The following is a 19,835-nucleotide window of genomic DNA, read 5'->3' as shown; positions in this document are numbered from 1 at the left end:
GGGTTTCCCATAAGAAAAACCCCTTTCATCATCGAAAGAGGTTTGAAGACATTCTTCTCCCCTCTTATCTGTCCAGAAAAAATTCTGGTGGAATTAGCACCGTGCCTTACAGGCGCAAATCGCGCCCCATTTCACAATGGTATTACGGTCGGTTGCTGGGCTTCATCGGGCCAAGTCCCTCTGCCTGCTCTTGATAAGAGTACTATTTTTTTAAAAATTAAAAGATTCTGATGAACACTATACCAATTCGTTCAAAATGTTGTCAACAACTTTTTGATTATCAGTTATTTTATTTATATAACTCCGGCCGGCGGTCCTCAAACACCGGGATTCCGCGGCGCACCTCTTCAATCTTTGTAAAATCGAGCTTCGCCTGCAGAATTTCCTGCTTCTCACCAGCTTCCGCCACCACTTCTCCCCATGGATCAATTACGAGGGAATGTCCTGCAAATATATTATTAGGGTCTCTTCCAGCACGATTACATGCCACAATATAGCATTGATTTTCGATTGCACGGCAAATTAGCAATGTACGCCAATGAGTTAAACGAGCCAATGGCCACTCTGCTGCTACAAACACCACTTTTGCACCGTTTACTGTATGTGTCCGTACCCATTCTGGAAAACGAATATCATAGCAAATCAATCCTGCACATGGAGTACCGTCTAGCTCAAAATGTCCCGTTCCGTCTCCCGCAACTAAAAATTTATGCTCCTCCATCAGCTGGAATAAATGCACTTTGCTATATTCTCCAGCAAGTTCCCCTTGCCTTGTATAGACATACATTGTATTTGTAACACCTAGTTCCGTACGTTTGGCAATCGAACCACCTGCGATATTCACTTTATAATCTCTAGCAAGCCCTGCTAGCAGCTTCTTAGATTTTTTACCTTCTTCATCTGCAAGTGCATCTAAACGAGTTAAGTCATAGCCCGTTGTCCATAATTCCGGCAGTACAAGTACATCCGGCTCATTCTTCATTGCTTTCTCAATTTCTCGTTTCACATTTTCTATATTTCTATCAATATCACCAAAGGCAATATCTAGCTGTAAACAAGCTATTTTCATCCTTTCACCCCCACATTTTAAAACTTTCACTTTACAAACTACCCATAACGATATATGATTTTGCACTATAATTGCAAGAATTTTTCGAAGAGGTGAACATATGAAACAATTTCGAGCATCACAACTTTTGCACGAGCTGCCCACACAGTTCTTCGCCTCACTTGTCCAAAAGGTGAATAAAGTTATAGCACAAGGTCACGATGTTATTAATCTAGGGCAAGGCAATCCTGATCAGCCGACCCCGTTTCATATAGTACAAGCATTACAAAAGGCTGCCGCACAACCGGTTCATCATAAATATCCTCCATTTCGCGGACAGCCAAGCTTAAAAGAAGCTGTTGCAATTTTTTATGAGCGGGAATACGGAGTAAAATTAAATCCTGAAACCCAAGTAGCCATTTTATTCGGCGGCAAAGCAGGTCTTGTTGAATTGCCACTTTGTTTTACGGAACCTGGTGATACTATCTTAGTTCCAGACCCAGGCTATCCAGACTATTGGTCAGGTGCTGCACTTGCTAAAGTACATATGGAAATGATGCCTCTGTTAGCTGAAAATTTCTTTTTACCAGACTACAGTTCCATTACAGCAGAAACTGCCAACCTGGCAAAGCTTATGTTTTTAAATTATCCTAACAATCCTACTGGTGCAGTGGCAACAAAGGATTTTTTCGAAAAAACTGTATCTTTTGCCAATAAGCATGACATCTTAGTCGTTCACGACTTCGCATACGGCGCAATTGGCTTTGATGGTAAAAAGCCTGTTAGCTTCTTAGAGGCTGAAGGTGCAAAAGACACCGGAATTGAAATTTATACGTTATCGAAAACATACAATATGGCGGGCTGGCGCATTGCTTTTGCAGTTGGAAATGAAAGTGTCATAGAAGCTATCAATCTACTGCAAGACCACGTATATGTGAGTGTGTTTGGAGCTGTGCAAGAAGCAGCCTGCACAGCGTTATTAAGTTCACAAACATGTGTCGACGAGTTGAACGCTTGCTACGAGTCACGGCGGCATGCATTGATAAGCGCGTGCCATGATATTGGCTGGCAAGTAACTGCGCCAAAAGGATCCTTCTTTGCATGGCTTCCGGTTCCTGATGGATATACTTCCTCAGAGTTTGCCGATTTATTACTGGAAAAAGCTCATGTTGCGGTTGCACCCGGCATCGGCTTTGGTGAATTTGGCGAAGGCTATATCCGCGTAGGTCTTTTACATACAGAGGATCGACTAATTGAAGCAGTAAGACGAATCGAACAATTAGAAATTTTCAAAAAATATTGACAACATAATCAAATCGTGCAAAAATCCAATTATTAAAAATTTTATAATCCATTTCTTATCAAGAGCAGGCAGAGGGAACGAGCCCTACGAAGCCCGGCAACCGACTCCACATGGAGCACGGTGCTAATTCTCGCAGCAATTATGCTGACAGATGAGGAGAACGTGTATAAAAACCTCTCCTTGTCGAGAGGTTTTTTATATTAAGGAGGTCAAAAATGAGCGGAGTAACAGCAACCTATCTAATTCATGACAGTTCACATAATTTAATCAAAAAAGCAGAAGGTATCGCTCTTGGCTTAACGGTCGGTTCTTGGACTGATCTGCCTAGCTTAGAGCAGGAGCAGCTAAAAAAACATAAAGGCTCCATTCTTTCAATTGAGGAGCTCGAAGACAATGAAAGGACAAATGCCTATCTCGGTAAAAAAGTCACGCGCGGTCTTGTACGTATTCAGTATCCAAGCGTCAATTTTAGTTCAGATATCCCAGCAATTTTAACAACTGTATTCGGAAAGCTGTCTCTTGACGGCGAGATTAAACTCTTGAATTTAGAACTGTCAAACGATATCAAGGAAGCTTTCCCTGGTCCGAAATTTGGCATTGAAGGTATTCGCGACCTAGTTCAGGTACATAACCGTCCCCTTTTAATGAGTATTTTTAAAGGAATAATCGGGCGCGATATGAACTATTTGCAAACACAATTAAAAGAACAAGCTCTCGGCGGCGTGGATATCGTAAAAGACGATGAAATTTTATTTGATAATCCGCTTACACCGTTTGAAGAACGTATAACAACCGGACAAGGCGTACTGCGTGAGGTCTACGAGGAGCATGGTATTCGTACGTTATATGCGATAAACCTTACAGGCCGTACATACGAGCTAAAAGAAAAAGCGAAAAAAGCGGCCGCTCTCGGTGCTGATGCGTTATTGTTTAACGTATTCTCCTACGGGATAGATGTACTGCAATCCTTAGCTGAAGATCCAGATATTCATATACCGATAATGGCGCATCCAGCAGTAAGCGGCGCTTGGATTCCATCTGAGTTTTACGGTGTATCACCATCCCTACTGCTCGGAAAGCTGCTTCGTCAGGCGGGTGCAGACTTTGTTTTGTTTCCGTCTCCGTATGGAAGTGTGGCAATGGAAAAAACAGACACCTTGCGTATCGCAGAGCAGTTGCGTTCAAAGATAGAACCATTCAAGAAAAGTTTCCCAGTGCCATCTGCCGGGATACATCCAGGTCTCGTACCTCTCCTTGTGCGCGACTTCGGTCTTGATTGCATCATTAATGCAGGCGGCGGTGTACATGGCCACTCTCAAGGAACCATCGCCGGCGGTAAAGCGTTCCGTGCTGCCATTGATACAACACTAAAAGGTCAATCATTAAGCGCAAGTGATAATGTATATTTACAAGAAGCACTTCATTTATGGGGCAATCCAACTGAAGAGGTGACAGCATGACGATCAAAATTTTTTGCGACTTTGACGGTACCATCACAGACAGCGATAACATAGTTGCAATTATGAAGCAATTTGGCCCTTCAGAAACGGAAAGTATAAAAAACAAAGTACTGCAGCAAGAAATCTCTATTCGTGAAGGAGTAACCGAAATGTTCGCTCTCCTTCCGTCAACACTTAAAGAAGACATGATCACATCAGTAAAACAAAAAGCACTTATCCGCCCAGGCTTTTCAGAGTTTATCAAATTTATACAGAAGCAGCGTGTGGAATTTTACGTTGTAAGCGGCGGCATGGACTTTTTCGTGTATCCCTTGCTAGATAGCTTAATAGATCGCAGCAGCATTTACTGCAACGAAGCAGATTTTACAGGCACATCCATTCAAGTGAATTGGATTCATAGCTGTGATAACATCTGCAAGAATGAATGCGGACTATGTAAACCATCCATCATTCGTAAGTTGACCAAGTCTGAAGATTACAAGATCGTGATTGGAGATTCCATTACCGACCTGCAAGCGGCTAAACTCGCAGACAAAGTATTTGCTAGAGATTTTCTTGCTGCTAAATGTGAAGAGCTTGATATTACATACACGCCATTTACAACTTTTTCTGATATTCAAATCGAGCTTGAAAGCATACTGGGGGTGAACATATGAAAAAACTCTTTACATGCTGGCAAGAATTAAGCGAGGTAAAGCAAGCACTCGCTTCACGGAATTGGTTTCCTGCGACAAGCGGCAATATTTCCCTTAAAGTGAGCGAAGAACCGCTTACCTTCTTAATATCGGCAAGCGGAATGGATAAAACAAAAACAACGCCAGAAGATTTTTTACTTGTAAACCATGAAGGCAAGCCGGTACTAGAAACTGATTTACGTCCATCTGCGGAAACGCTGCTGCATGTTCACATTTACAACAATACCAATGCCCGATGCGTGCTGCACATTCATACAGTCGATAACAATGTGATTACAAATCTCTTTGATAAGGAAGTAGTCCTAAAAGATCAGGAAATCATAAAAGCACTAGGCATTTGGGAGGAGGGAGCAGAAATTCGTATCCCTATTATTCCTAACCATGCTCATATTCCTACGCTCGGAGACAGTTTTCTGCCATATGTTCAAGGAGACAGTGGTGCTGTTTTAATTAAAAATCACGGCATTACTGTTTGGGGAACAGACAGCTTTGATGCCAAACGAAGATTGGAAGCCTATGAGTTTTTATTCAATTTTTATTTAAACCTTTTAACCTATCAAAAACATTCTATTCCAGTATAATAAGGAGGCTGCTATCATGGCACAAATACGTATTCATGAAATCAACACCCGCATCGAAGAGGAGCAAGAAGTTCTTGCATTTTTAGAAAAGCAGGAAGTAATCTATGAAAAATGGGATATTACAAGGCTCCCTGCCCACCTGAAAGAAAACTATGCATTAACAGATAAAAATAAAGAAGAAATATTAACAATATTCCACCAAGAGATTTCGAATATTTCCGAGCGCCGGGGATATAAAGCAAGTGATGTTATTTCTCTGTCTGACGCCACACCAAACTTAGATCAGCTATTAGAAAATTTCCAGCGGGAACATCACCATACTGATGATGAAGTTCGCTTGATCGTCAGCGGTCACGGTATTTTCATCATCCAAGGAAAAGACGGCCGTTTCTTCGACGTCGAGTTGGAACCCGGTGACCTCATTTCCGTTCCTGAAAATACACGTCACTATTTTACATTGCAAGATGATCGAAAAGTCGTTGCCGTTCGTATTTTTGTTACGAGCGAAGGCTGGGTGCCTGTTTATTAATAGAACAAGAACATTTTTACCAAAAAGCGGCTGTGTATTCAGCCGCTTTTTCTCTGAGTGAATTTCCCTTTGTCCACTTTTTGAACAAATCGTGACTAAATTTTGAACAAAATTTGAATAATTTGTGACAAATTTGTTAACATTGTGCTATAATAAAGACACAAATTAAAAAATGAATTTTCTAAAAAATAAAGGGGATGAGCTTATGTATCTAATCAGCGCGTTAATTATCGGAGTCATTTGTGGAGCAGTTCCTGCAATAACAGGAGCTTTAAAAGAAAAGTTAGAAATCGGTATGTTTGGGTTTTTAGCATCTGTTGCAAGCGCTGTCATCCTAGGTTTTTATTTATCCGTACCTGTTGCAATCGCATTTACATATTTTATGGTGAGAAAACCAAAACACGATGTCATCATTATTCCGTTTCCGAAAAAAAGCTCTCAAGAGGCTCTCTGAGAGCTTTTTTATTTCCTTTGTTTATTGATATAATGTAGGATGATCCTTTTTTATTTTCGTTTAGGAGGCTTATATATGATTAAACTTGTAAAGGACACACAATATTGGGAAGTATGGAACGATGAAGGTATACTCACTGTCCACTATGGCAAAATCGGAGATATCGGCAAAGCCGAAGAACTAGAAGCTGACAATGCAGAGGAAACGATGCAAAAGCTTGCCGAAGAAAAACTGCAGGAAGGTTATACATACGTTGAAGAAGACTCCTTAACAGAATTTGTTATCCAGTATCAGTATGAAGGTGACGAGCAAGAAGCGCTAGACTCCCGTTATTATATAGAAGAAATCATGAACGAATGCCTCGGATGGACAGGCAATGGCTTTTGCGGCGGCGGAGATATGAGCGAAGGTCTTATGAACATTTATTGCTTTGTTCTCAATGTCAATATTGCGACAGAGACGATAATAGAAGAACTTGAGCACCAAAATGCACTCCAAGGTGCAGTTTTAGCATACTGCAGCTCAGATGACGAATTCCAAGTTGTGTACCCCGTATAAAAAATGCCTCGCTCACCAGCGAGGCATTTTTAGTATAGCAGGGGTCCATCGGTACACTAGCATTCCCGCCGATATCTTCTCGCTCCTCCCAATGCTACCCAGCATAAAAAGGTCCTGCACATACCTGTACAGGACCTTTTTTATTGATTTTCTGCTAAAAACTGAAATAGTTCTTTTAGATGAAGAGCGTCTGTTCCATAGCTGACAGACACGTATACAACTCGGTCAATCTCCGCTTCCATCAACAAATCGATAAGTTCGCGCTCATGCTCTAATGCCATATAGTATTCCATTTGATCGTGCATTTCTTTTGTCGTACGTATAACGTAACGGCTTTCTTCATCCATACCGTACTCAAAGTGCGGCGTAAACTTATATTTCTTTTTCAGAGCCTCTTTTTGCGAATCAGTAATAGCTATTGTTTTCGTTCTCTGAACAATATCCACAATTTCATCAAACCGGTTAAAACTCTCCATTATATCCATCCTTTCTTATTTAATATATTTTTTATATAACGCTTGCGTTCCGCTATCTTCTTCCCCAGCTTCAGCAAGCTCATCATACAATAGCCGTGCAAGTGACAGCCCCGGAGTTTCTAATCCCATTGCATCAGCTTCTTCTAATGCTATATCCATATCTTTAATAAAGTGTTTGATATAGAAACCAGGCTCAAAATTCTCTTGTATCATTCGCGGAGCTAAATTACTTAACGACCAGCTTCCAGCTGCCCCCGTCTCAATGCTTTGCAGCACACGTTCCGGATCCAATCCTGCTTTCTTCGCATAAGCAACTGCTTCACATACCCCCATCATGTTAGAAGCAATAGCAATTTGATTACACATTTTCGTATGCTGACCACTACCCGCCGAACCTTGCAATACAACATTTTTCCCCAGCACTTCTAAAAGCGGCAAGCATGCTTGAAACACTTCTTCCTCTCCTCCAACCATAATGGCAAGGCGAGCTTCCTTCGCTCCTACGTCGCCACCAGATACAGGAGCATCGAGTGAATGCATATTACGCTTCTTCGCTTCTTCATAAAGACGCTTTGCCAATGTTGGCGTAGATGTAGTAAAGTCGATAAAGATCGCACCCTCTTTTGCATACTCAAGCATACCATCTTCCCCAAGATAAATTTCCTCTACATCACGAGGATAACCAACCATCGTCATAATGACATCGGCTTCTTGCACTGCTTGTGCTGGAGATTCCCTCCACAGAGCCCCTTCTTGCAGTAACTCTTCCGCTTTTTCCTTTGTTCGATTATATATGTATACAGTATATCCCGCCTTAATTAAATGGCGAACCATGCTTTTTCCCATTACGCCTGTTCCAATAAACGCAATGGATGTGCTCTCTGATGACATATGCTTCATAGTAAATCTCCTCTTTTTTCTTTCAGTATACCTTATTTAACTTAAAACTTCACCCTTGTGATTGCACCAAACGAATATGAGCAACCTGATGATTGCCCTGTCATAGGTATAAAGCAAGTGCCCTTTCCAAACTCATCGATTGTTTAGTTTCAGGATGATAAAATGTTTTTATAAAATCCTCCTTCTTCATAGAATGGAGCAATACAGTCCACCGTGTATGCAATGCTTCTAATAAACAAATGGACACATCAATAGATAAATCATAATCGGCGCATGCCGCCCATTTTTTCTCATCATACGGTTTAATTACAGGTTCTTCTTCTGTAAGTGCAGATCTAGCTGTTCATATGGCTGTCTGCTAGATGGTGAATCACTTGGCTTGCACATCCACCTTCTCGATAAGGAATAGATAATTGAACTTCTGTTAGAGTTGCAACAGCATTCCCTTTATCCTCAAATTAGGTACGTATATAAAATAGCTTATGGCAAACAGGCGTCTTCATGCAAAAACCCGTCAATGACGGGTTTTTTTATTTCTCGTATAATGTTGCTATTGAAGTTTATCCTTTCGATACTGGCACACCTGATTTTTACCATTTATCTTCGCCTGATACAAAGCGTTGTTAGCTTGTTCAATCATTCTTTCTCTGCTAACACCCTTTTCGTACTGAACGACTCCAAAACTGCATGTCATCTTTTTGACGCCGCTAAAATGTTTTGTTTCAATCAAAAAACGCAAAGCTTCCGCTGCTTTAAATGCTTCTCTTCCATTCATATTTGGCAGAAGCAAAATAAATTCTTCGCCTCCCCATCTTGCAAAGATATCTTCTGTACGAAGGCGTTTTTTTACAAGCTCAGTAAGCTGAATCAACGCAAGATCCCCATAGTCATTCCCGTACACTTCATTAACTTTTTTAAAATCATCAATGTCAAAAAGAACGAGAGATAACGGATGCTTTGTATGCTTCATGCGCTCCCATTCTTCTGTAAAAAACGACTGGAATTTAAAACGATTATAAATGTTCGTCAAGGAATCTCTAGTAGCAAGCCTCTCATGTTCTTGGCTTTCTTTTTCTAACTCCGTAATATCAGTGCAGTTTACAATAAAGCGACTCACATCATCCGGAATTTGCGAGACACGAATCATAAATACATATTCTATGTCCTCTGTATTTTTCATTTTAACTTTTTTATAACTATGCAGACACTCATCAATCCATAGCATTTGATTGGCCGGATAATAATAGCCGCGCTCATTAATAAACGATTCTGCAAATGAAAGATATTCTTCCTCATAACTTCCTAAATCATCATACCCGAAAAAATTCAGAAATGTCATATTGCAGTCCACGATACGATCATCCTCTACAATAAACAATAGATCGTCTTGAAATTCTAGAATGGCTTGCATCATTTCTTTTTGCTGCTGCAATTCTTTTTCCAAGGACATTTGATACAAGCATCGATGAACAATTTCAAGAAGTTTCTCTCCTGAAACGGGTTTTAAGATAAAATGCTGTACATTATGTTGTATCAAATCAATAACAGAATCAGTCGATGCAGCATCAATTATCACTATAACCTCTGTTTTCATGTTTCCTGCCTTTTGGATAAAGGAAAGCGCGGAAGAAGCCGAACTATTTAAAATAACAATTTGCGGTCTTACATTTTGAAAGATAGCCCAGCCTTTTTGGATATCTTCAGCGAAGAATAAGCATTTTGGCCGAAGAGTCTCAATTGTTTTTTTTTCTGTTTTTTCCGACTCTTCAATATAAAGCACATTGATTTCAAGATCTGTCAATAAATCCTGAAAAATAGTATTTTCTAACAAAAAGTCTAAAATTTTAAACACGGATGTCACTCATTTCGTGTTTATTCTTTCTTTTTCATCATTTATTGTATGTTTTTTCTACGTCGACAGTTTGTGCCAATATCCCGTAAGTTTTAAAAAAATAAAAAAACTTGGTAACCACCAAGTTTTCAAAAAGATTCCATCACCCATGCTATATGTTTTTTTGGGTAAGCTAAGAAAGGGCAAGCAGGAAATATCACATCCATTTTTCTGCCCAATGTTGAATTTCAGTAAGAGAGCGTTGTAGCTCGGTTCCTTTTTGCGTAAGCGCGTATTCGATCCGGACTGGTGTTTCAGGATACACAGATCGTATCACGATTCCGCACTCTTCCAGTTCCTTTAGCCGCTCTGCGAGCATTTTCTGGCTGATATTTGGAATCGTTTCGGTCAATTCATTAAATCTCTTTGGACCATTCATCATCACATGCAAAATTAAACCATTCCAACGCTTTCCAAGCAAACCGAACGCTGCTTCGTATTTAGGACAAACTTGAAACGAATCCATCAATACACCTTCTTTCAAACAATAAAATTTCGTAATATTAGAACTAAGCAAAACTCTTGACACTTTTATTATCTTTTTTTATTCTTATACACATGTATACTTACCATTCGTAAGTATAGTGATTCAACCGCTATACTTATTATTGAAAAATTATACAATATACCACAATCTTTAGACAATACATGGAGGAATAATAATGGAAAAAGACTTTTTTACTATTCTGAACGAGCGTACATCCACTCGTGCCTATAATCCAGAAAAAGAAATCTCACCGGGAGAGTTAGCAGAACTGCTGGAAGCTGCAATGCAAGCCCCTTCTGCTTGGAATCTGCAGCATTGGAAATTTTTAGTGTTCCATGGGGATGAAGCGCAGCAAAAGTTGCTTCCTATTGCCTATAATCAACAGCAAATCGTAGATGCTTCTGCGGTCATTGCTGTGTTAGGTGATTTAGAGGCTGAGAAGAAAGTTGACTCTGTATTCGGTCCTGCAGTAGCAAGCGGCTATATGGCAGCAGAAGCGAAGGAACGCTTAGCGCAAAATGTAGCCAGCGCATACCAAAATCCGCAAAATGCACGTGATGCAGCCATGACAAATGCCTCTTTAGCTGCCATGCAATTTATACTAGCAGCCCAAGCACAAGGCTGGAATACGTGTGCAATCGGCGGTTTTAATTCACAAGCATTAATGGAAACATTTAACGTATCTTCCCGTTATGTTCCAGTTATGTTAATTACTATCGGCGAAGCATCTTTAAAAGGACATCCGACTTCCCGCTTAAGTATAAAAGAGATGGTAGAATGGGTGTAATTGTTGAATTACTAGCTAGCCTTGCAATGCAGGGCTAGCTTTATTTATAGAGATAAAACTAAGTTAAAAGCAAAAAGCACCCGTTACAACGGATGCTTACTTATACCCCTATAACATATCGTTAGTGACGCTTATTAGGCAGCCTTTTACCCGGATCACCTTGACCCTTCCTATTTTGCTCAGCTTTTTTCTGTTTTTCATGCACTTTTTCGACAAAATCATGTGTGCTTTCCATAGATGATCCTCCTTAATTAAAGAAACTCGCTGTTACTTTAACCATAAAACATTCGAAACATACACACTTTATCGAATCTTTCTAACGCTTCACTTTCACACCAAGGGGCAAATAATATGACAAATTATTTGTAATCTGTCCTCCTACACGACATCCAATGCTGCTTGCTTTTCCATTTAGCAAAAAACTGCCGTACATTACATGCAATTCCTTCTCCATACCAGAAACTTTCGTTTTAACAGTCGGTAAATCGACATAGGCTTGATAGACGAATCCGTAATCTTCATATGACTTATACACACCTTCTAACCGTTTTTGTCCGGCCTCATTAAAAATTTCAATCGTATCGCCTTCTCGTCCGAAAATCGGCTTTTTAACATAGGGCAGGCTCTTCTCTTCAAACGGATCAGGCTCTAAGTATGTAGGCAAAAAATATTCTGTAATCCAAGCGTGTTCTTCTTCCGTAAAATACGGATGCTGTTCCTCACTCAATCCCCAAATAACAGCCTGCACTGCTTTGTTTTGGAGTAAAAAAGCGGAAGGCGGATTTATAATGGCAAGTTTGTTTTGACACACTAAATCCAGTAGCATACCTCCGATTGGCACTCCTTCTTCATCATAATCGAGCAACAAGCATTCAATCGGAAACGTTTGCCGATATAAAACATCAATTTTTCTACCACACTCATCATATAATCCTTCATTTTCCAGAATCTGCAGCTTTTCAAGAGGTACAAACCGAGAATCAGCACCATACAATTGCTGTAAATACAACACAGTATATTTGTCTTCTATGTTCTGGTCATGTGCAGTGAACACTATGTATGCATCGTCTTTTTGTACTTGTTGCTTTGCAAGTTTCACAGCTTGCTGAATAGCTTCCTGTAATACCGCTTCTTCTCCTTCATTTATATCAATCGATCCAAACCTATCACATACTTTTTTATTGACAAAAAATAACTCCTTAATAAAGGTAGGAGTATCCGCATTTAACTCAAGCACTTTAAATGTCCCTGCAGACTCTACAAAATCAACACGGGCAATGACAGATTCCGAAAGCAAAGAAGGCATCTTTAGAAATGATAACGATTCTTGTAAGTACCCCATTTCAAGCAGCGTCTCATCATCGAGCTGGCGAAGAAGCTGTGCAACTTTAAAAAATATATGTCCAACCCTATTGGTTGCTTCCCGAATTTTTTCTCGCTGTTTATTTTCTCTCAGCAGCACATCATATAAAGCATACTCTTCTCCATATAAATCCGGCCAAAACTCAGGAATCCCTCTATAAAATATATCCCGTTCCATTATGAACCGCTCACCTTTGAACCTTTTCCAAATCCGCTCTTGAATTCTGGGCTATTTTTATATGTTTTATATTTGCTGTCTGCTCGCAATCCTGCTACAGAAGAAAACATTCTTCCCGCAAAATAATAATATCCGAAATGGGGTGAATTTCTATCATCACACTCCCATACTCCCTCGTCACTGTCAAATTCATAGTCATTACACTGCAGATCATCCGGCACCGGCGGCAGCGATTGTTGCGAATTACAGCCTGCCATACCTGCAGCAAAAGCAGTCACTACTCCTGCAAGTACTTTTTTTGTTTTTCTCATGAACACCCTCCCTCTCATCTCTTTCTTACATACTATTATATGATAAAATATAAGCAATATATAGAAAAGGAGCAGAAACAATGGAACTCACTTACTTTTCGCTTCGCACAGATGACTCGTACGAACCCTTATATACATATAAAGAAGGCACTATCGATCCAAATGAGATATATGCGCGCCAGCTTTGTGAATACTTTGTAAAAAATGGTTTACAGTATGAACTCATAAGCAACGAAATGGAACAAAATATGGAAATGCTGATTGTTAAAGAAATTGGTCCTTCTATACGTATAGAGGGGGAGCGATTGTATACAAATACAAATGAAGGACTGCACCTAGAGTTCCGCCAATACAACTCTCCATCCGACATGCCATTATTATACACGCTTGAAATTAACAAATACGGTCGCGGCCATTGGGACATTATCCGTTACTTATTAAAAGACTATATAGATATACCAGGCATTGGCATACGAAAACGGGATAGCGCAGAATTAGACGAGGACCGTAACTGTTATGTAATGTATGTAACCCCTGAGATTTACTAATATCTTTTACCCTACAATTATGCTACAATTTTCAAAGCATATATAGAATGATAATGGGGGATACGGCTTGAAATTCAATCCAAACTACATGGCGTTATTATGCTACTTGGTAACTGCTTTGCTTCTCTTTTTGATTGGGGATGTATTTGATATAGATTGGCTGCAACTTCATAAAGAAACCTATTTTCGAGACGGATCGCTAAAAGAAATTTCGGCTTCTGTGATTCCATGTATACTTGCTTTACCAGTATACTTTCTCGTTTCCTATAAAATGAAGAAAGTATAAAAAACGAGCACGGTGAACTCACCTGTGCTCGTTTTTTATATCAACATATGTCTAACAATCCTTCTTTTATAAGAATACTATCATTATTTTTAAAAGAAGATTATACGTTCCTATCTTTTTAGCATTCATACCTCTAAAAAAGGTGCCTTTTTTATATCCATCGTTACGAATGCCCGTCCCTTTTCAAACTACCAGAATATACTAGTAGCAGAAAGGAGGGAGATAACCATGTCTTTTTACCACAACCACTCCAATTCTAAGGGTTCAAATGTTCCAGGCCAAAAAAATAAACTGGCCGGACTAACTAAAGGCCAACGAGACACATTGCAATTTGAGCAAATGTTTATCCGCGATTTAGCTATCCCTCAAACCACAAGAAAGAAAAAGGGCTTTATTGATAATACTTCTAATCTCGCTGCCCCAGAAATAAGCGATGGACAATTAATAAATGAGGACCCTTGCCGCTCTCAACGCAGATCTCGCCGTTCTGATTTCCGATCCAGGCGACGTTCTCAACGCAGATCCCGCCGTTCTGATTCCCGATCCGCTCGACATTCTCAACGCAGATCTCGTCGCTCTAGTTCCCGATCCACTCGACATTCTCAACGCAGATCTCGTCGCTCTAGTTCCCGATCCACTCGACGTTCTCAACGCCAGTCTCGTCGCTCTGGTTCCCGATCCGCTCGACGTTCTCAACGCCAGTCTCGTCGCTCTAGTTCCCGATCCGCTCGACGTTCTCAACGCAGATCTCGCCGTTCTGATTCCCGATCCGCTCGACGTTCTCAACGCCAGTCTCGTCGCTCTGGTTCCCGATCCGCTCGACGCCAGTCTCGTCGCTCTAGTTCCCGATCCGCTCGACGTTCTCAACGCAGATCTCGCCGTTCTGATTCCCGATCCGCTCGACGTTCGCAGCGCAGATCTTTTTAAAAATAAGGGATTTTGTCCAATCCTCTAGTAGACAAGTAACATATTTTGTAGCAGGGAGGTGAACAGTATGTTCAATTTCGGTGGTCATCGCTGCGGTGATGATGAATTTGTAGCAGGTGCACGCGACCATGGCCATGGCCATGTACATGGTATTGTAAGAGGGCTAGCCCCAGGTCAAGAGGTCGCAGTATGGTTTGACTCTTCAGGCTTCATTCGTGCGCGATTTCAAACAACACAAGGTAACTTTACATTATTTTTAATCGGTGGAGTCGTGGTTCGTATCTTAACAAGAGATATTAGAGCAATTGCTCTTTTATAAAGTATACTTTCCATTAGCGCGTATTGCCGCACCTTAATATGGGATAAAAAAACGAACAAGGCAATCCTTGTTCGTTTTCTACATATTACAAGTCGCACGTTTCTTCTACCGTTTGCACGAGCTGTTTTAAAAGCTCAACCGAAGCCTCTAACGCTAACGAGTAGTACCGTTGCGTTCCTTTTTGTTCAATGGTGACAAGGTGATTATCTCGAAGCACCTTCAAATGATGGGAGATGGCCGGACGTGATAAAGAGGAATGTTCAGTAATCTCATTTACGGTTAAAGCATCATGCTGTGCTAACAGTAAAATGATATCTTGCCTTGCCGTATCGCTCAACGCTTGAAAAAGCGGAATACATGCACGAAATGTTTCAATTGCTTTTTGTCCCATAGAATTTCTCCTTTATTTTACACTCAATTCGTTTAAACTTATAAACGAATCGTAGTAGAAAATAGAGGTGTTGTCAAGGGCTTCCTTTTTGCATTGCTTTATGGAAAGATAATTAGACATAGTAGAATTTATGACATGCAGAATCTATTACACCTATTTTCATTAGGAGTTGGAAACAGGTGAACCGACGCAGATGCAAAACTCTCCCACTGCATTGTTCCCTGCAATTATTTCAATAGTTAAGTCTTTGATAGCAGGAAACGTTTCCGCAAACGAATTTCCTCTTGGAATAGAATTAGATACCTCTGAACCGCTCATTGTTGTAACTGTAAATTGAACTACGGCGTTATTATCCGATCCACTCTGATTCAAGCTTACTATTACTGTTGCCGGTACAAATGAACCATCACTCGTCTTCCAAACTAAACGTGAATTTGGAGTTTGGTTACTAAAATCAAAATTCCCGCAAACATTACATGTTCCGCCGCAAACAACTGTAGTGTTTGAATCTGGTGAACAGCATGGATACCACATAAGCTTGCACCTCCTTTCTAAGATATTATAAAATCAACAATCTGTATGAAATATACTAAAAAGGAGAATATTCATAGTCCCCTTCTTCTGGCTACTTCAAAACTATGCTCAATAATTGTATTAAGCAAAAATTGCCTTGTATAAAGTGATACAAAATTTACCGTGCGTTCCAGCAGGTACACTAACTATTCTAAGAGCAGCAGGATTATTTACTGATACAGCAACGGAATTTCCTGACGGTACATTTATTGGAGAAGAACCACCATTAATATCTAAAACATTTGCATTGATAATTCCAGGTCCTGCATTAAAAATTTCAAATGTACCTTGAAAATAATCATTTACGGCTGGCCCTTGCCATGCTATGAAGGGAACTTCAGCTGATCCAAGAGATCCTGTCAAATTCCCGCAAATTTTTTCTTGAAATACAACTCTATCAGGACAACAATTTCCTTTAGACCCACACATTACACAATTCTCCTTTTATATTATAATTTTTTATCCAAATACTCGTTTATATAACGTAATACACCATTTCCCAGTTGTTCCCGCTACCGCTCCTCGTTGTCCATTAGTTTGAACGATGAAGGTACTCGGATTATTTACTGATACAGCTTTGCTCGTTCCTGGCGGTGCAGTAAACACCACTCCATTGACTGAGAAATCTATTGTTCCCGGTCCAGCACTAAATACTTCAAATGTACCTTGAATATAGTCATTAGTTGCAGGAGCTACCCACACTGCCTGATCGATCGGATCTGTAATATTTCCACAAAGTTGCTCTTGGAAAATCATCGCATCTGGACAACAATCTCCCCCAAAAGCATTTGATCCACACATTCCACATTTCTCCTTTACTTATAAGCTTGTACATGCTCTACAATACTATTAAATGCAGTATCGACATGCTTGGTGACAAAAACTTGTCCGATTTTGTCACAATTAAACATAAAAGCCATACTTTGTACTATAGTAAATTTTAATAGATATGAGGGAATATTTGATGAGTAAGAACAACTGCAAAAACTCTCGTTTTCCGAAGCCTTTTCCATTTGCTTTTCCGGTTTCTTCACCATGCCCGGAACCTTTTCCTAAGCCCTGTCACAAACCGCATAAACCATTATCAAAGGAAATTATATGTACTGAATTATGCGGAAATCTTTTATTACACAACGAATCACTAGAGATTTGGAAAGAAGAAATTCAAGCCAGGGCAGTCGTGACACTCTCCGTATTTAACAGCTTTAGAAGTCCTTCTCCTATGCAAGTAACTGTTACTAGAAACATCGGTCTTCCTACTATTTTAATAGTACCTCCTGGGAACACACTATCGGCTACTATTGAAGATGTACATTCTATCACTGTTACATGTGAAGGAACGAGTGCTTGCGAAGGAAAATACTGCTTAAACATATGCTTTCCACCTGCATTCGAAAAAAGAAAAACCTGGGATAATCAGTAATACAGGCGGGCTTACTGCCTACGGGTTAATTGTAGTAAGTTGAGAGGATAATTATAAGGAGCAACTGTATATTTTAATTCGAAACAAGAAGCTTCATTTTTATATTAGAGTACTTTATCATATGAGCTTCAATAAAAAATGTCATGAACTTATATAAGTGTGTCATGCATTGTACTGTGTTTCTAATTATTTGCTCCAAAACAAAAAAAGCCGGCAAACACCGGCTTTTTTCAATAATTATATGCTTTTTACAAGCTCGACAACTTCTTCAGCTGTAGACATGCTTAGTGCTTTTTGCGCTAGTTCTTCCATTTGTGCTTTGGATAGCTTACGGATTTGCGTACGTGCCGGCAAAATAGACGTTGCGCTCATGCTGAACTCGTCTAAGCCAAGTCCAATAAGTAGCGGAATTGCTAGTGGATCTCCGCCCATTTCACCACACATGCCTGCCCACTTGCCTTCTTTATGCGCAGCATCAATGACCATTTTCACAAGACGTAAGATAGCAGGATTGTACGGCTGATACAAGTACGCTACTTGTTCATTCATACGGTCTGCTGCCATAGTGTATTGAATTAAGTCATTTGTTCCAACAGAGAAGAAGTCCACTTCTTTTGCAAATTGGTCTGCAAGCACTGCAGAAGAAGGAATTTCTACCATCATTCCTACTTCAATGTTGTCAGATACTTGTACGCCGGATGCAGTAAGTTTGTCCTTTTCTTCTATAAGAATTGCCTTAGCTTCACGGAACTCGTTGAGCGTCGCAATCATTGGGAACATAATCTTTAAGTTTCCATATACGCTTGCACGCAGTAATGCACGCAGTTGTGTACGGAAGATGTCTTGCTCATCTAAGCAAAGACGGATAGCACGATACCCTAAAAACGGGTTCATTTCTTTCGGTAAATGTAAGTATGGCAATTCTTTGTCGCCGCCGATATCTAGCGTACGGACAACAACTGGTTTTCCTTCCATACTCTCAAGAACCGTTTTGTATGCTTCAAATTGCTCTTCTTCTGTCGGAAGATTGTCACGGCCCATATACAAGAACTCTGTACGATATAAGCCAACGCCTTCTCCCCCGTTATCAATAACACCTTTTACATCGTTTGGTGTACCGATGTTCGCGACAAGCTCAACATGGTGACCATCCTCTGTAACTGTAGCTTCGTTTTTCAACTTCGCCCATTCTGTTTTTTGCGCTTCAAACTGTGCCTTTTTATCTTCGTACTCACGAAGAATCTCTTCAGAAGGGTTTACGATAACGTTCCCATCCAAACCGTCAACAATTACAAAGTCCCCATTTTGAATCTTCTCTGTTACTTCTTTTGTGCCGACAACTGCTGGAATTTCCATAGAACGAGCCATAATAGCAGAGTGAGATGTACGTCCCCCTATATCTGTCGTAAATCCTTTAGCGTATTTACGGTTGAGCTGTGCCGTATCAGACGGAGTCAAATCTTCTGCGATAATGATTACTTCTTCAGAAATTGTGCTTGGATTCGCAAAGCGAACACCTAGCAAATGAGCAAGTACACGCTTTGTTACATCGCGGATATCTGCCGCACGTTCTTTCATATACTCGTTGTCCATGCTTTCAAACATGCTCACAAACATAGAAGCCACTTCATTAAGGGCAAATTCAGCATTGGCGCTCTCATTTTGAATCTTATCTTTTACAGGGTTCAGAAGCTCAGGGTCATTTAACACTAACAGATGCGCTTCAAAGATAGCTGCTTTATCTGCACCAAGTTCAGCAAAAGCATGATTCTTGATTGCTTCCAGCTCTGTTTTTGACTGTGCTAAAGCAGCTTCCAAACGTACAATTTCAGCACCTGCATCAGCGATTGTTTTCTTCTCAATAGTTAAATCAGGGTTTTCTAAACGGAACGCCTTAGCGATAGCGATTCCGCTGGATGCGGCAATACCCTGGATGTGTAATGTCATTATTCGCCTAAGCCTTCTTTAGCGATTGTTTCTTCAATAGCTGCTAATGCTTGCGCCGCATCTTCACCATTTGCAGTAATTTTAATTTCTGTACCTTGTTGAATACCAAGTGACATAACACCCATGATGGATTTTAAGTTCACAGTTTTCCCGCTATATTCTAAGTTGATATCAGAGTTGAATTTGCTTGCAGTATTTACTAAAAGAGTCGCCGGACGAGCGTGAATTCCAGAATCAGCAGTAACTTTAAAGATTTTTTCCATTTCTATCAATCTCCTTCATTTCCATCATTTTTCATTTAGGTTGTATAGACATTTACTCTACAATACATATTTTATACAATAGGTAATGCAGGGTCAACTACATTACCTATTATAAATTATGAACTTTTTCAAACAAAA

27 protein-coding genes and 2 riboswitches are annotated in these 19,835 nt (G+C 40.1%); of the genes, 13 read left to right on the top strand and 14 right to left on the bottom strand.

Annotated features, from left to right (window positions below; all coding sequences use genetic code 11):
* Window positions 1-61: 61 nt before the first annotated feature.
* Window positions 62-200: riboswitch (SAM riboswitch) on the bottom strand.
* An 89-nt stretch (window positions 201-289) separates the two neighbouring features.
* Entirely contained in the window at window positions 290-1,135 is an 846-nt protein-coding gene (locus J7Q84_RS09215) for a carbon-nitrogen family hydrolase (RefSeq protein WP_481747543.1), read from the bottom strand.
* Window positions 1,136-1,169: 34 nt separating this feature from the next.
* Here J7Q84_RS09215 and J7Q84_RS09210 point away from each other — a divergent pair, with 34 nt between their 5' ends.
* From J7Q84_RS09210 to J7Q84_RS09180, 7 genes are all read left to right on the top strand, one after another.
* On the top strand, window positions 1,170-2,351 hold the full coding sequence (locus J7Q84_RS09210) for a pyridoxal phosphate-dependent aminotransferase (protein WP_209094225.1): 1,182 nt from the start codon (window positions 1,170-1,172) through the stop codon (window positions 2,349-2,351).
* Between the two features lie 52 nt (window positions 2,352-2,403).
* Window positions 2,404-2,509: riboswitch (SAM riboswitch) on the top strand.
* 57 nt (window positions 2,510-2,566) lie between these two features.
* A complete protein-coding gene (gene mtnW, locus J7Q84_RS09205; protein ID WP_209094224.1) occupies window positions 2,567-3,811 on the top strand; it encodes a 2,3-diketo-5-methylthiopentyl-1-phosphate enolase in 1,245 nt (414 codons plus the stop codon).
* Entirely contained in the window at window positions 3,808-4,467 is a 660-nt protein-coding gene (locus tag J7Q84_RS09200; RefSeq protein WP_209094223.1) for a 2-hydroxy-3-keto-5-methylthiopentenyl-1-phosphate phosphatase, read from the top strand. The genes mtnW and J7Q84_RS09200 overlap by 4 nt, the downstream gene beginning before the upstream one ends.
* Window positions 4,464-5,087, top strand: a complete 624-nt coding sequence (locus tag J7Q84_RS09195; RefSeq protein ID WP_209094222.1) for a methylthioribulose 1-phosphate dehydratase — start codon at window positions 4,464-4,466, stop codon at window positions 5,085-5,087. The genes J7Q84_RS09200 and J7Q84_RS09195 overlap by 4 nt, the downstream gene beginning before the upstream one ends.
* Before the next feature lie 16 nt (window positions 5,088-5,103).
* A complete protein-coding gene (locus J7Q84_RS09190; RefSeq protein WP_209094221.1) occupies window positions 5,104-5,616 on the top strand; it encodes a cupin domain-containing protein in 513 nt (170 codons plus the stop codon).
* 205 nt (window positions 5,617-5,821) lie between these two features.
* The gene (locus tag J7Q84_RS09185) at window positions 5,822-6,070 is read left to right on the top strand and encodes a hypothetical protein (RefSeq protein ID WP_209094220.1); all 249 of its coding nucleotides are present in this window, start codon (window positions 5,822-5,824) and stop codon (window positions 6,068-6,070) included.
* 75 nt (window positions 6,071-6,145) lie between these two features.
* Window positions 6,146-6,628, top strand: a complete 483-nt coding sequence (locus J7Q84_RS09180; RefSeq protein WP_209094219.1) for a hypothetical protein — start codon at window positions 6,146-6,148, stop codon at window positions 6,626-6,628.
* A 140-nt stretch (window positions 6,629-6,768) separates the two neighbouring features.
* Here the strand turns inward: J7Q84_RS09180 and J7Q84_RS09175 are convergent, their stop codons facing one another.
* From J7Q84_RS09175 to J7Q84_RS09160, 4 genes are all read right to left on the bottom strand, one after another.
* A complete protein-coding gene (locus J7Q84_RS09175; protein ID WP_481747542.1) occupies window positions 6,769-7,104 on the bottom strand; it encodes a DUF3909 family protein in 336 nt (111 codons plus the stop codon).
* Window positions 7,105-7,119: 15 nt separating this feature from the next.
* Window positions 7,120-8,004 (bottom strand): NAD(P)-dependent oxidoreductase, encoded by an 885-nt coding sequence (locus J7Q84_RS09170; protein ID WP_209094217.1) that lies wholly within the window; start codon window positions 8,002-8,004, stop codon window positions 7,120-7,122.
* A 550-nt stretch (window positions 8,005-8,554) separates the two neighbouring features.
* Entirely contained in the window at window positions 8,555-9,856 is a 1,302-nt protein-coding gene (locus J7Q84_RS18695; RefSeq protein WP_209094216.1) for a sensor domain-containing diguanylate cyclase, read from the bottom strand.
* A gap of 196 nt (window positions 9,857-10,052) precedes the next feature.
* A complete protein-coding gene (locus tag J7Q84_RS09160; RefSeq protein ID WP_209094215.1) occupies window positions 10,053-10,361 on the bottom strand; it encodes a winged helix-turn-helix transcriptional regulator in 309 nt (102 codons plus the stop codon).
* 193 nt (window positions 10,362-10,554) lie between these two features.
* Here J7Q84_RS09160 and J7Q84_RS09155 point away from each other — a divergent pair, with 193 nt between their 5' ends.
* Entirely contained in the window at window positions 10,555-11,169 is a 615-nt protein-coding gene (locus J7Q84_RS09155; protein ID WP_209094275.1) for a nitroreductase family protein, read from the top strand.
* 121 nt (window positions 11,170-11,290) lie between these two features.
* Here the strand turns inward: J7Q84_RS09155 and J7Q84_RS09150 are convergent, their stop codons facing one another.
* The 3 genes from J7Q84_RS09150 to J7Q84_RS09140 all read right to left on the bottom strand — a co-directional run bounded on the left by J7Q84_RS09150 (window position 11,291) and on the right by J7Q84_RS09140 (window position 13,020).
* The gene (locus J7Q84_RS09150; RefSeq protein ID WP_209094214.1) at window positions 11,291-11,404 is read right to left on the bottom strand and encodes a DUF4023 family protein; all 114 of its coding nucleotides are present in this window, start codon (window positions 11,402-11,404) and stop codon (window positions 11,291-11,293) included.
* A gap of 81 nt (window positions 11,405-11,485) precedes the next feature.
* The gene (locus J7Q84_RS09145; RefSeq protein WP_209094213.1) at window positions 11,486-12,709 is read right to left on the bottom strand and encodes a glutathionylspermidine synthase family protein; all 1,224 of its coding nucleotides are present in this window, start codon (window positions 12,707-12,709) and stop codon (window positions 11,486-11,488) included.
* A complete protein-coding gene (locus J7Q84_RS09140) occupies window positions 12,709-13,020 on the bottom strand; it encodes an aminotransferase yhxA (protein WP_209094212.1) in 312 nt (103 codons plus the stop codon). Before J7Q84_RS09140 ends, J7Q84_RS09145 begins: the two co-directional genes overlap by 1 nt.
* 80 nt (window positions 13,021-13,100) lie before the next feature.
* Between J7Q84_RS09140 and J7Q84_RS09135 the strand changes: the two genes are divergently transcribed.
* The 4 genes from J7Q84_RS09135 (at window position 13,101) to J7Q84_RS09120 (ending at window position 15,100) form a co-directional block, all read left to right on the top strand.
* Window positions 13,101-13,568 (top strand): RNA helicase, encoded by a 468-nt coding sequence (locus J7Q84_RS09135; RefSeq protein ID WP_209094211.1) that lies wholly within the window; start codon window positions 13,101-13,103, stop codon window positions 13,566-13,568.
* Window positions 13,569-13,635: 67 nt separating this feature from the next.
* The gene (locus J7Q84_RS09130; RefSeq protein ID WP_247739161.1) at window positions 13,636-13,854 is read left to right on the top strand and encodes a hypothetical protein; all 219 of its coding nucleotides are present in this window, start codon (window positions 13,636-13,638) and stop codon (window positions 13,852-13,854) included.
* A gap of 448 nt (window positions 13,855-14,302) precedes the next feature.
* Entirely contained in the window at window positions 14,303-14,809 is a 507-nt protein-coding gene (locus J7Q84_RS09125) for a hypothetical protein (protein ID WP_209094210.1), read from the top strand.
* Window positions 14,810-14,848: 39 nt separating this feature from the next.
* Entirely contained in the window at window positions 14,849-15,100 is a 252-nt protein-coding gene (locus J7Q84_RS09120; protein ID WP_209094209.1) for a hypothetical protein, read from the top strand.
* 85 nt (window positions 15,101-15,185) lie between these two features.
* Here the strand turns inward: J7Q84_RS09120 and J7Q84_RS09115 are convergent, their stop codons facing one another.
* The 4 genes from J7Q84_RS09115 to J7Q84_RS09100 form a co-directional block, all read right to left on the bottom strand.
* The gene (locus J7Q84_RS09115) at window positions 15,186-15,491 is read right to left on the bottom strand and encodes an ArsR/SmtB family transcription factor (RefSeq protein WP_209094208.1); all 306 of its coding nucleotides are present in this window, start codon (window positions 15,489-15,491) and stop codon (window positions 15,186-15,188) included.
* Between the two features lie 162 nt (window positions 15,492-15,653).
* Entirely contained in the window at window positions 15,654-16,025 is a 372-nt protein-coding gene (locus tag J7Q84_RS09110; RefSeq protein WP_209094207.1) for an S-Ena type endospore appendage, read from the bottom strand.
* 120 nt (window positions 16,026-16,145) lie between these two features.
* Window positions 16,146-16,493: an S-Ena type endospore appendage gene (locus J7Q84_RS09105; RefSeq protein ID WP_209094206.1), complete on the bottom strand. Its 348-nt coding sequence runs from the start codon at window positions 16,491-16,493 to the stop codon at window positions 16,146-16,148.
* Between the two features lie 30 nt (window positions 16,494-16,523).
* On the bottom strand, window positions 16,524-16,865 hold the full coding sequence (locus J7Q84_RS09100) for an S-Ena type endospore appendage (RefSeq protein ID WP_209094205.1): 342 nt from the start codon (window positions 16,863-16,865) through the stop codon (window positions 16,524-16,526).
* Window positions 16,866-17,013: 148 nt separating this feature from the next.
* Between J7Q84_RS09100 and J7Q84_RS18735 the strand changes: the two genes are divergently transcribed.
* A complete protein-coding gene (locus J7Q84_RS18735; protein ID WP_481747541.1) occupies window positions 17,014-17,487 on the top strand; it encodes an S-Ena type endospore appendage in 474 nt (157 codons plus the stop codon).
* A gap of 237 nt (window positions 17,488-17,724) precedes the next feature.
* Here J7Q84_RS18735 and ptsP read toward each other — a convergent pair whose 3' ends face one another.
* Entirely contained in the window at window positions 17,725-19,434 is a 1,710-nt protein-coding gene (gene ptsP, locus J7Q84_RS09090; RefSeq protein WP_209094203.1) for a phosphoenolpyruvate--protein phosphotransferase, read from the bottom strand.
* Window positions 19,434-19,697, bottom strand: coding sequence for a phosphocarrier protein HPr (locus tag J7Q84_RS09085; RefSeq protein ID WP_209094202.1), 264 nt, complete (start codon window positions 19,695-19,697; stop codon window positions 19,434-19,436). Before J7Q84_RS09085 ends, ptsP begins: the two co-directional genes overlap by 1 nt.
* Window positions 19,698-19,835 lie beyond the last annotated feature (138 nt).

Origin of the sequence: Bacillus sp. 165 (assembly GCF_017742235.1) — a bacterium.
GTDB lineage: Bacteria > Bacillota > Bacilli > Bacillales > Bacillaceae_G > JAGHKQ01.
Note: the sequence above shows the minus strand (reverse complement) of the source record. Positions and strands in the feature narration are given on the sequence as shown.

What these genes read in the sequence shown, in the direction of transcription:
- J7Q84_RS09210 (WP_209094225.1), top strand. Translation starts at nt 1,170, where the DNA reads ATGAAACAATTTCGAGCATCACAACTTTTGCACGAGCTGCCCACACAG.
- mtnW (WP_209094224.1), top strand. Translation starts at nt 2,567, where the DNA reads ATGAGCGGAGTAACAGCAACCTATCTAATTCATGACAGTTCACATAAT.
- J7Q84_RS09200 (WP_209094223.1), top strand. Translation starts at nt 3,808, where the DNA reads ATGACGATCAAAATTTTTTGCGACTTTGACGGTACCATCACAGACAGC.
- J7Q84_RS09195 (WP_209094222.1), top strand. Translation starts at nt 4,464, where the DNA reads ATGAAAAAACTCTTTACATGCTGGCAAGAATTAAGCGAGGTAAAGCAA.
- J7Q84_RS09190 (WP_209094221.1), top strand. Translation starts at nt 5,104, where the DNA reads ATGGCACAAATACGTATTCATGAAATCAACACCCGCATCGAAGAGGAG.
- J7Q84_RS09185 (WP_209094220.1), top strand. Translation starts at nt 5,822, where the DNA reads ATGTATCTAATCAGCGCGTTAATTATCGGAGTCATTTGTGGAGCAGTT.
- J7Q84_RS09180 (WP_209094219.1), top strand. Translation starts at nt 6,146, where the DNA reads ATGATTAAACTTGTAAAGGACACACAATATTGGGAAGTATGGAACGAT.
- J7Q84_RS09175 (WP_481747542.1), bottom strand. Translation starts at nt 7,104, where the DNA reads ATGGAGAGTTTTAACCGGTTTGATGAAATTGTGGATATTGTTCAGAGA.
- J7Q84_RS09170 (WP_209094217.1), bottom strand. Translation starts at nt 8,004, where the DNA reads ATGAAGCATATGTCATCAGAGAGCACATCCATTGCGTTTATTGGAACA.
- J7Q84_RS09160 (WP_209094215.1), bottom strand. Translation starts at nt 10,361, where the DNA reads ATGGATTCGTTTCAAGTTTGTCCTAAATACGAAGCAGCGTTCGGTTTG.
- J7Q84_RS09150 (WP_209094214.1), bottom strand. Translation starts at nt 11,404, where the DNA reads ATGGAAAGCACACATGATTTTGTCGAAAAAGTGCATGAAAAACAGAAA.
- J7Q84_RS09145 (WP_209094213.1), bottom strand. Translation starts at nt 12,709, where the DNA reads ATGGAACGGGATATATTTTATAGAGGGATTCCTGAGTTTTGGCCGGAT.
- J7Q84_RS09140 (WP_209094212.1), bottom strand. Translation starts at nt 13,020, where the DNA reads ATGAGAAAAACAAAAAAAGTACTTGCAGGAGTAGTGACTGCTTTTGCT.
- J7Q84_RS09135 (WP_209094211.1), top strand. Translation starts at nt 13,101, where the DNA reads ATGGAACTCACTTACTTTTCGCTTCGCACAGATGACTCGTACGAACCC.
- J7Q84_RS09125 (WP_209094210.1), top strand. Translation starts at nt 14,303, where the DNA reads ATGAGGACCCTTGCCGCTCTCAACGCAGATCTCGCCGTTCTGATTTCC.
- J7Q84_RS09120 (WP_209094209.1), top strand. Translation starts at nt 14,849, where the DNA reads ATGTTCAATTTCGGTGGTCATCGCTGCGGTGATGATGAATTTGTAGCA.
- J7Q84_RS09115 (WP_209094208.1), bottom strand. Translation starts at nt 15,491, where the DNA reads ATGGGACAAAAAGCAATTGAAACATTTCGTGCATGTATTCCGCTTTTT.
- J7Q84_RS09110 (WP_209094207.1), bottom strand. Translation starts at nt 16,025, where the DNA reads ATGTGGTATCCATGCTGTTCACCAGATTCAAACACTACAGTTGTTTGC.
- J7Q84_RS09105 (WP_209094206.1), bottom strand. Translation starts at nt 16,493, where the DNA reads ATGTGTGGGTCTAAAGGAAATTGTTGTCCTGATAGAGTTGTATTTCAA.
- J7Q84_RS09100 (WP_209094205.1), bottom strand. Translation starts at nt 16,865, where the DNA reads ATGTGTGGATCAAATGCTTTTGGGGGAGATTGTTGTCCAGATGCGATG.
- J7Q84_RS18735 (WP_481747541.1), top strand. Translation starts at nt 17,014, where the DNA reads ATGAGGGAATATTTGATGAGTAAGAACAACTGCAAAAACTCTCGTTTT.
- ptsP (WP_209094203.1), bottom strand. Translation starts at nt 19,434, where the DNA reads ATGACATTACACATCCAGGGTATTGCCGCATCCAGCGGAATCGCTATC.
- J7Q84_RS09085 (WP_209094202.1), bottom strand. Translation starts at nt 19,697, where the DNA reads ATGGAAAAAATCTTTAAAGTTACTGCTGATTCTGGAATTCACGCTCGT.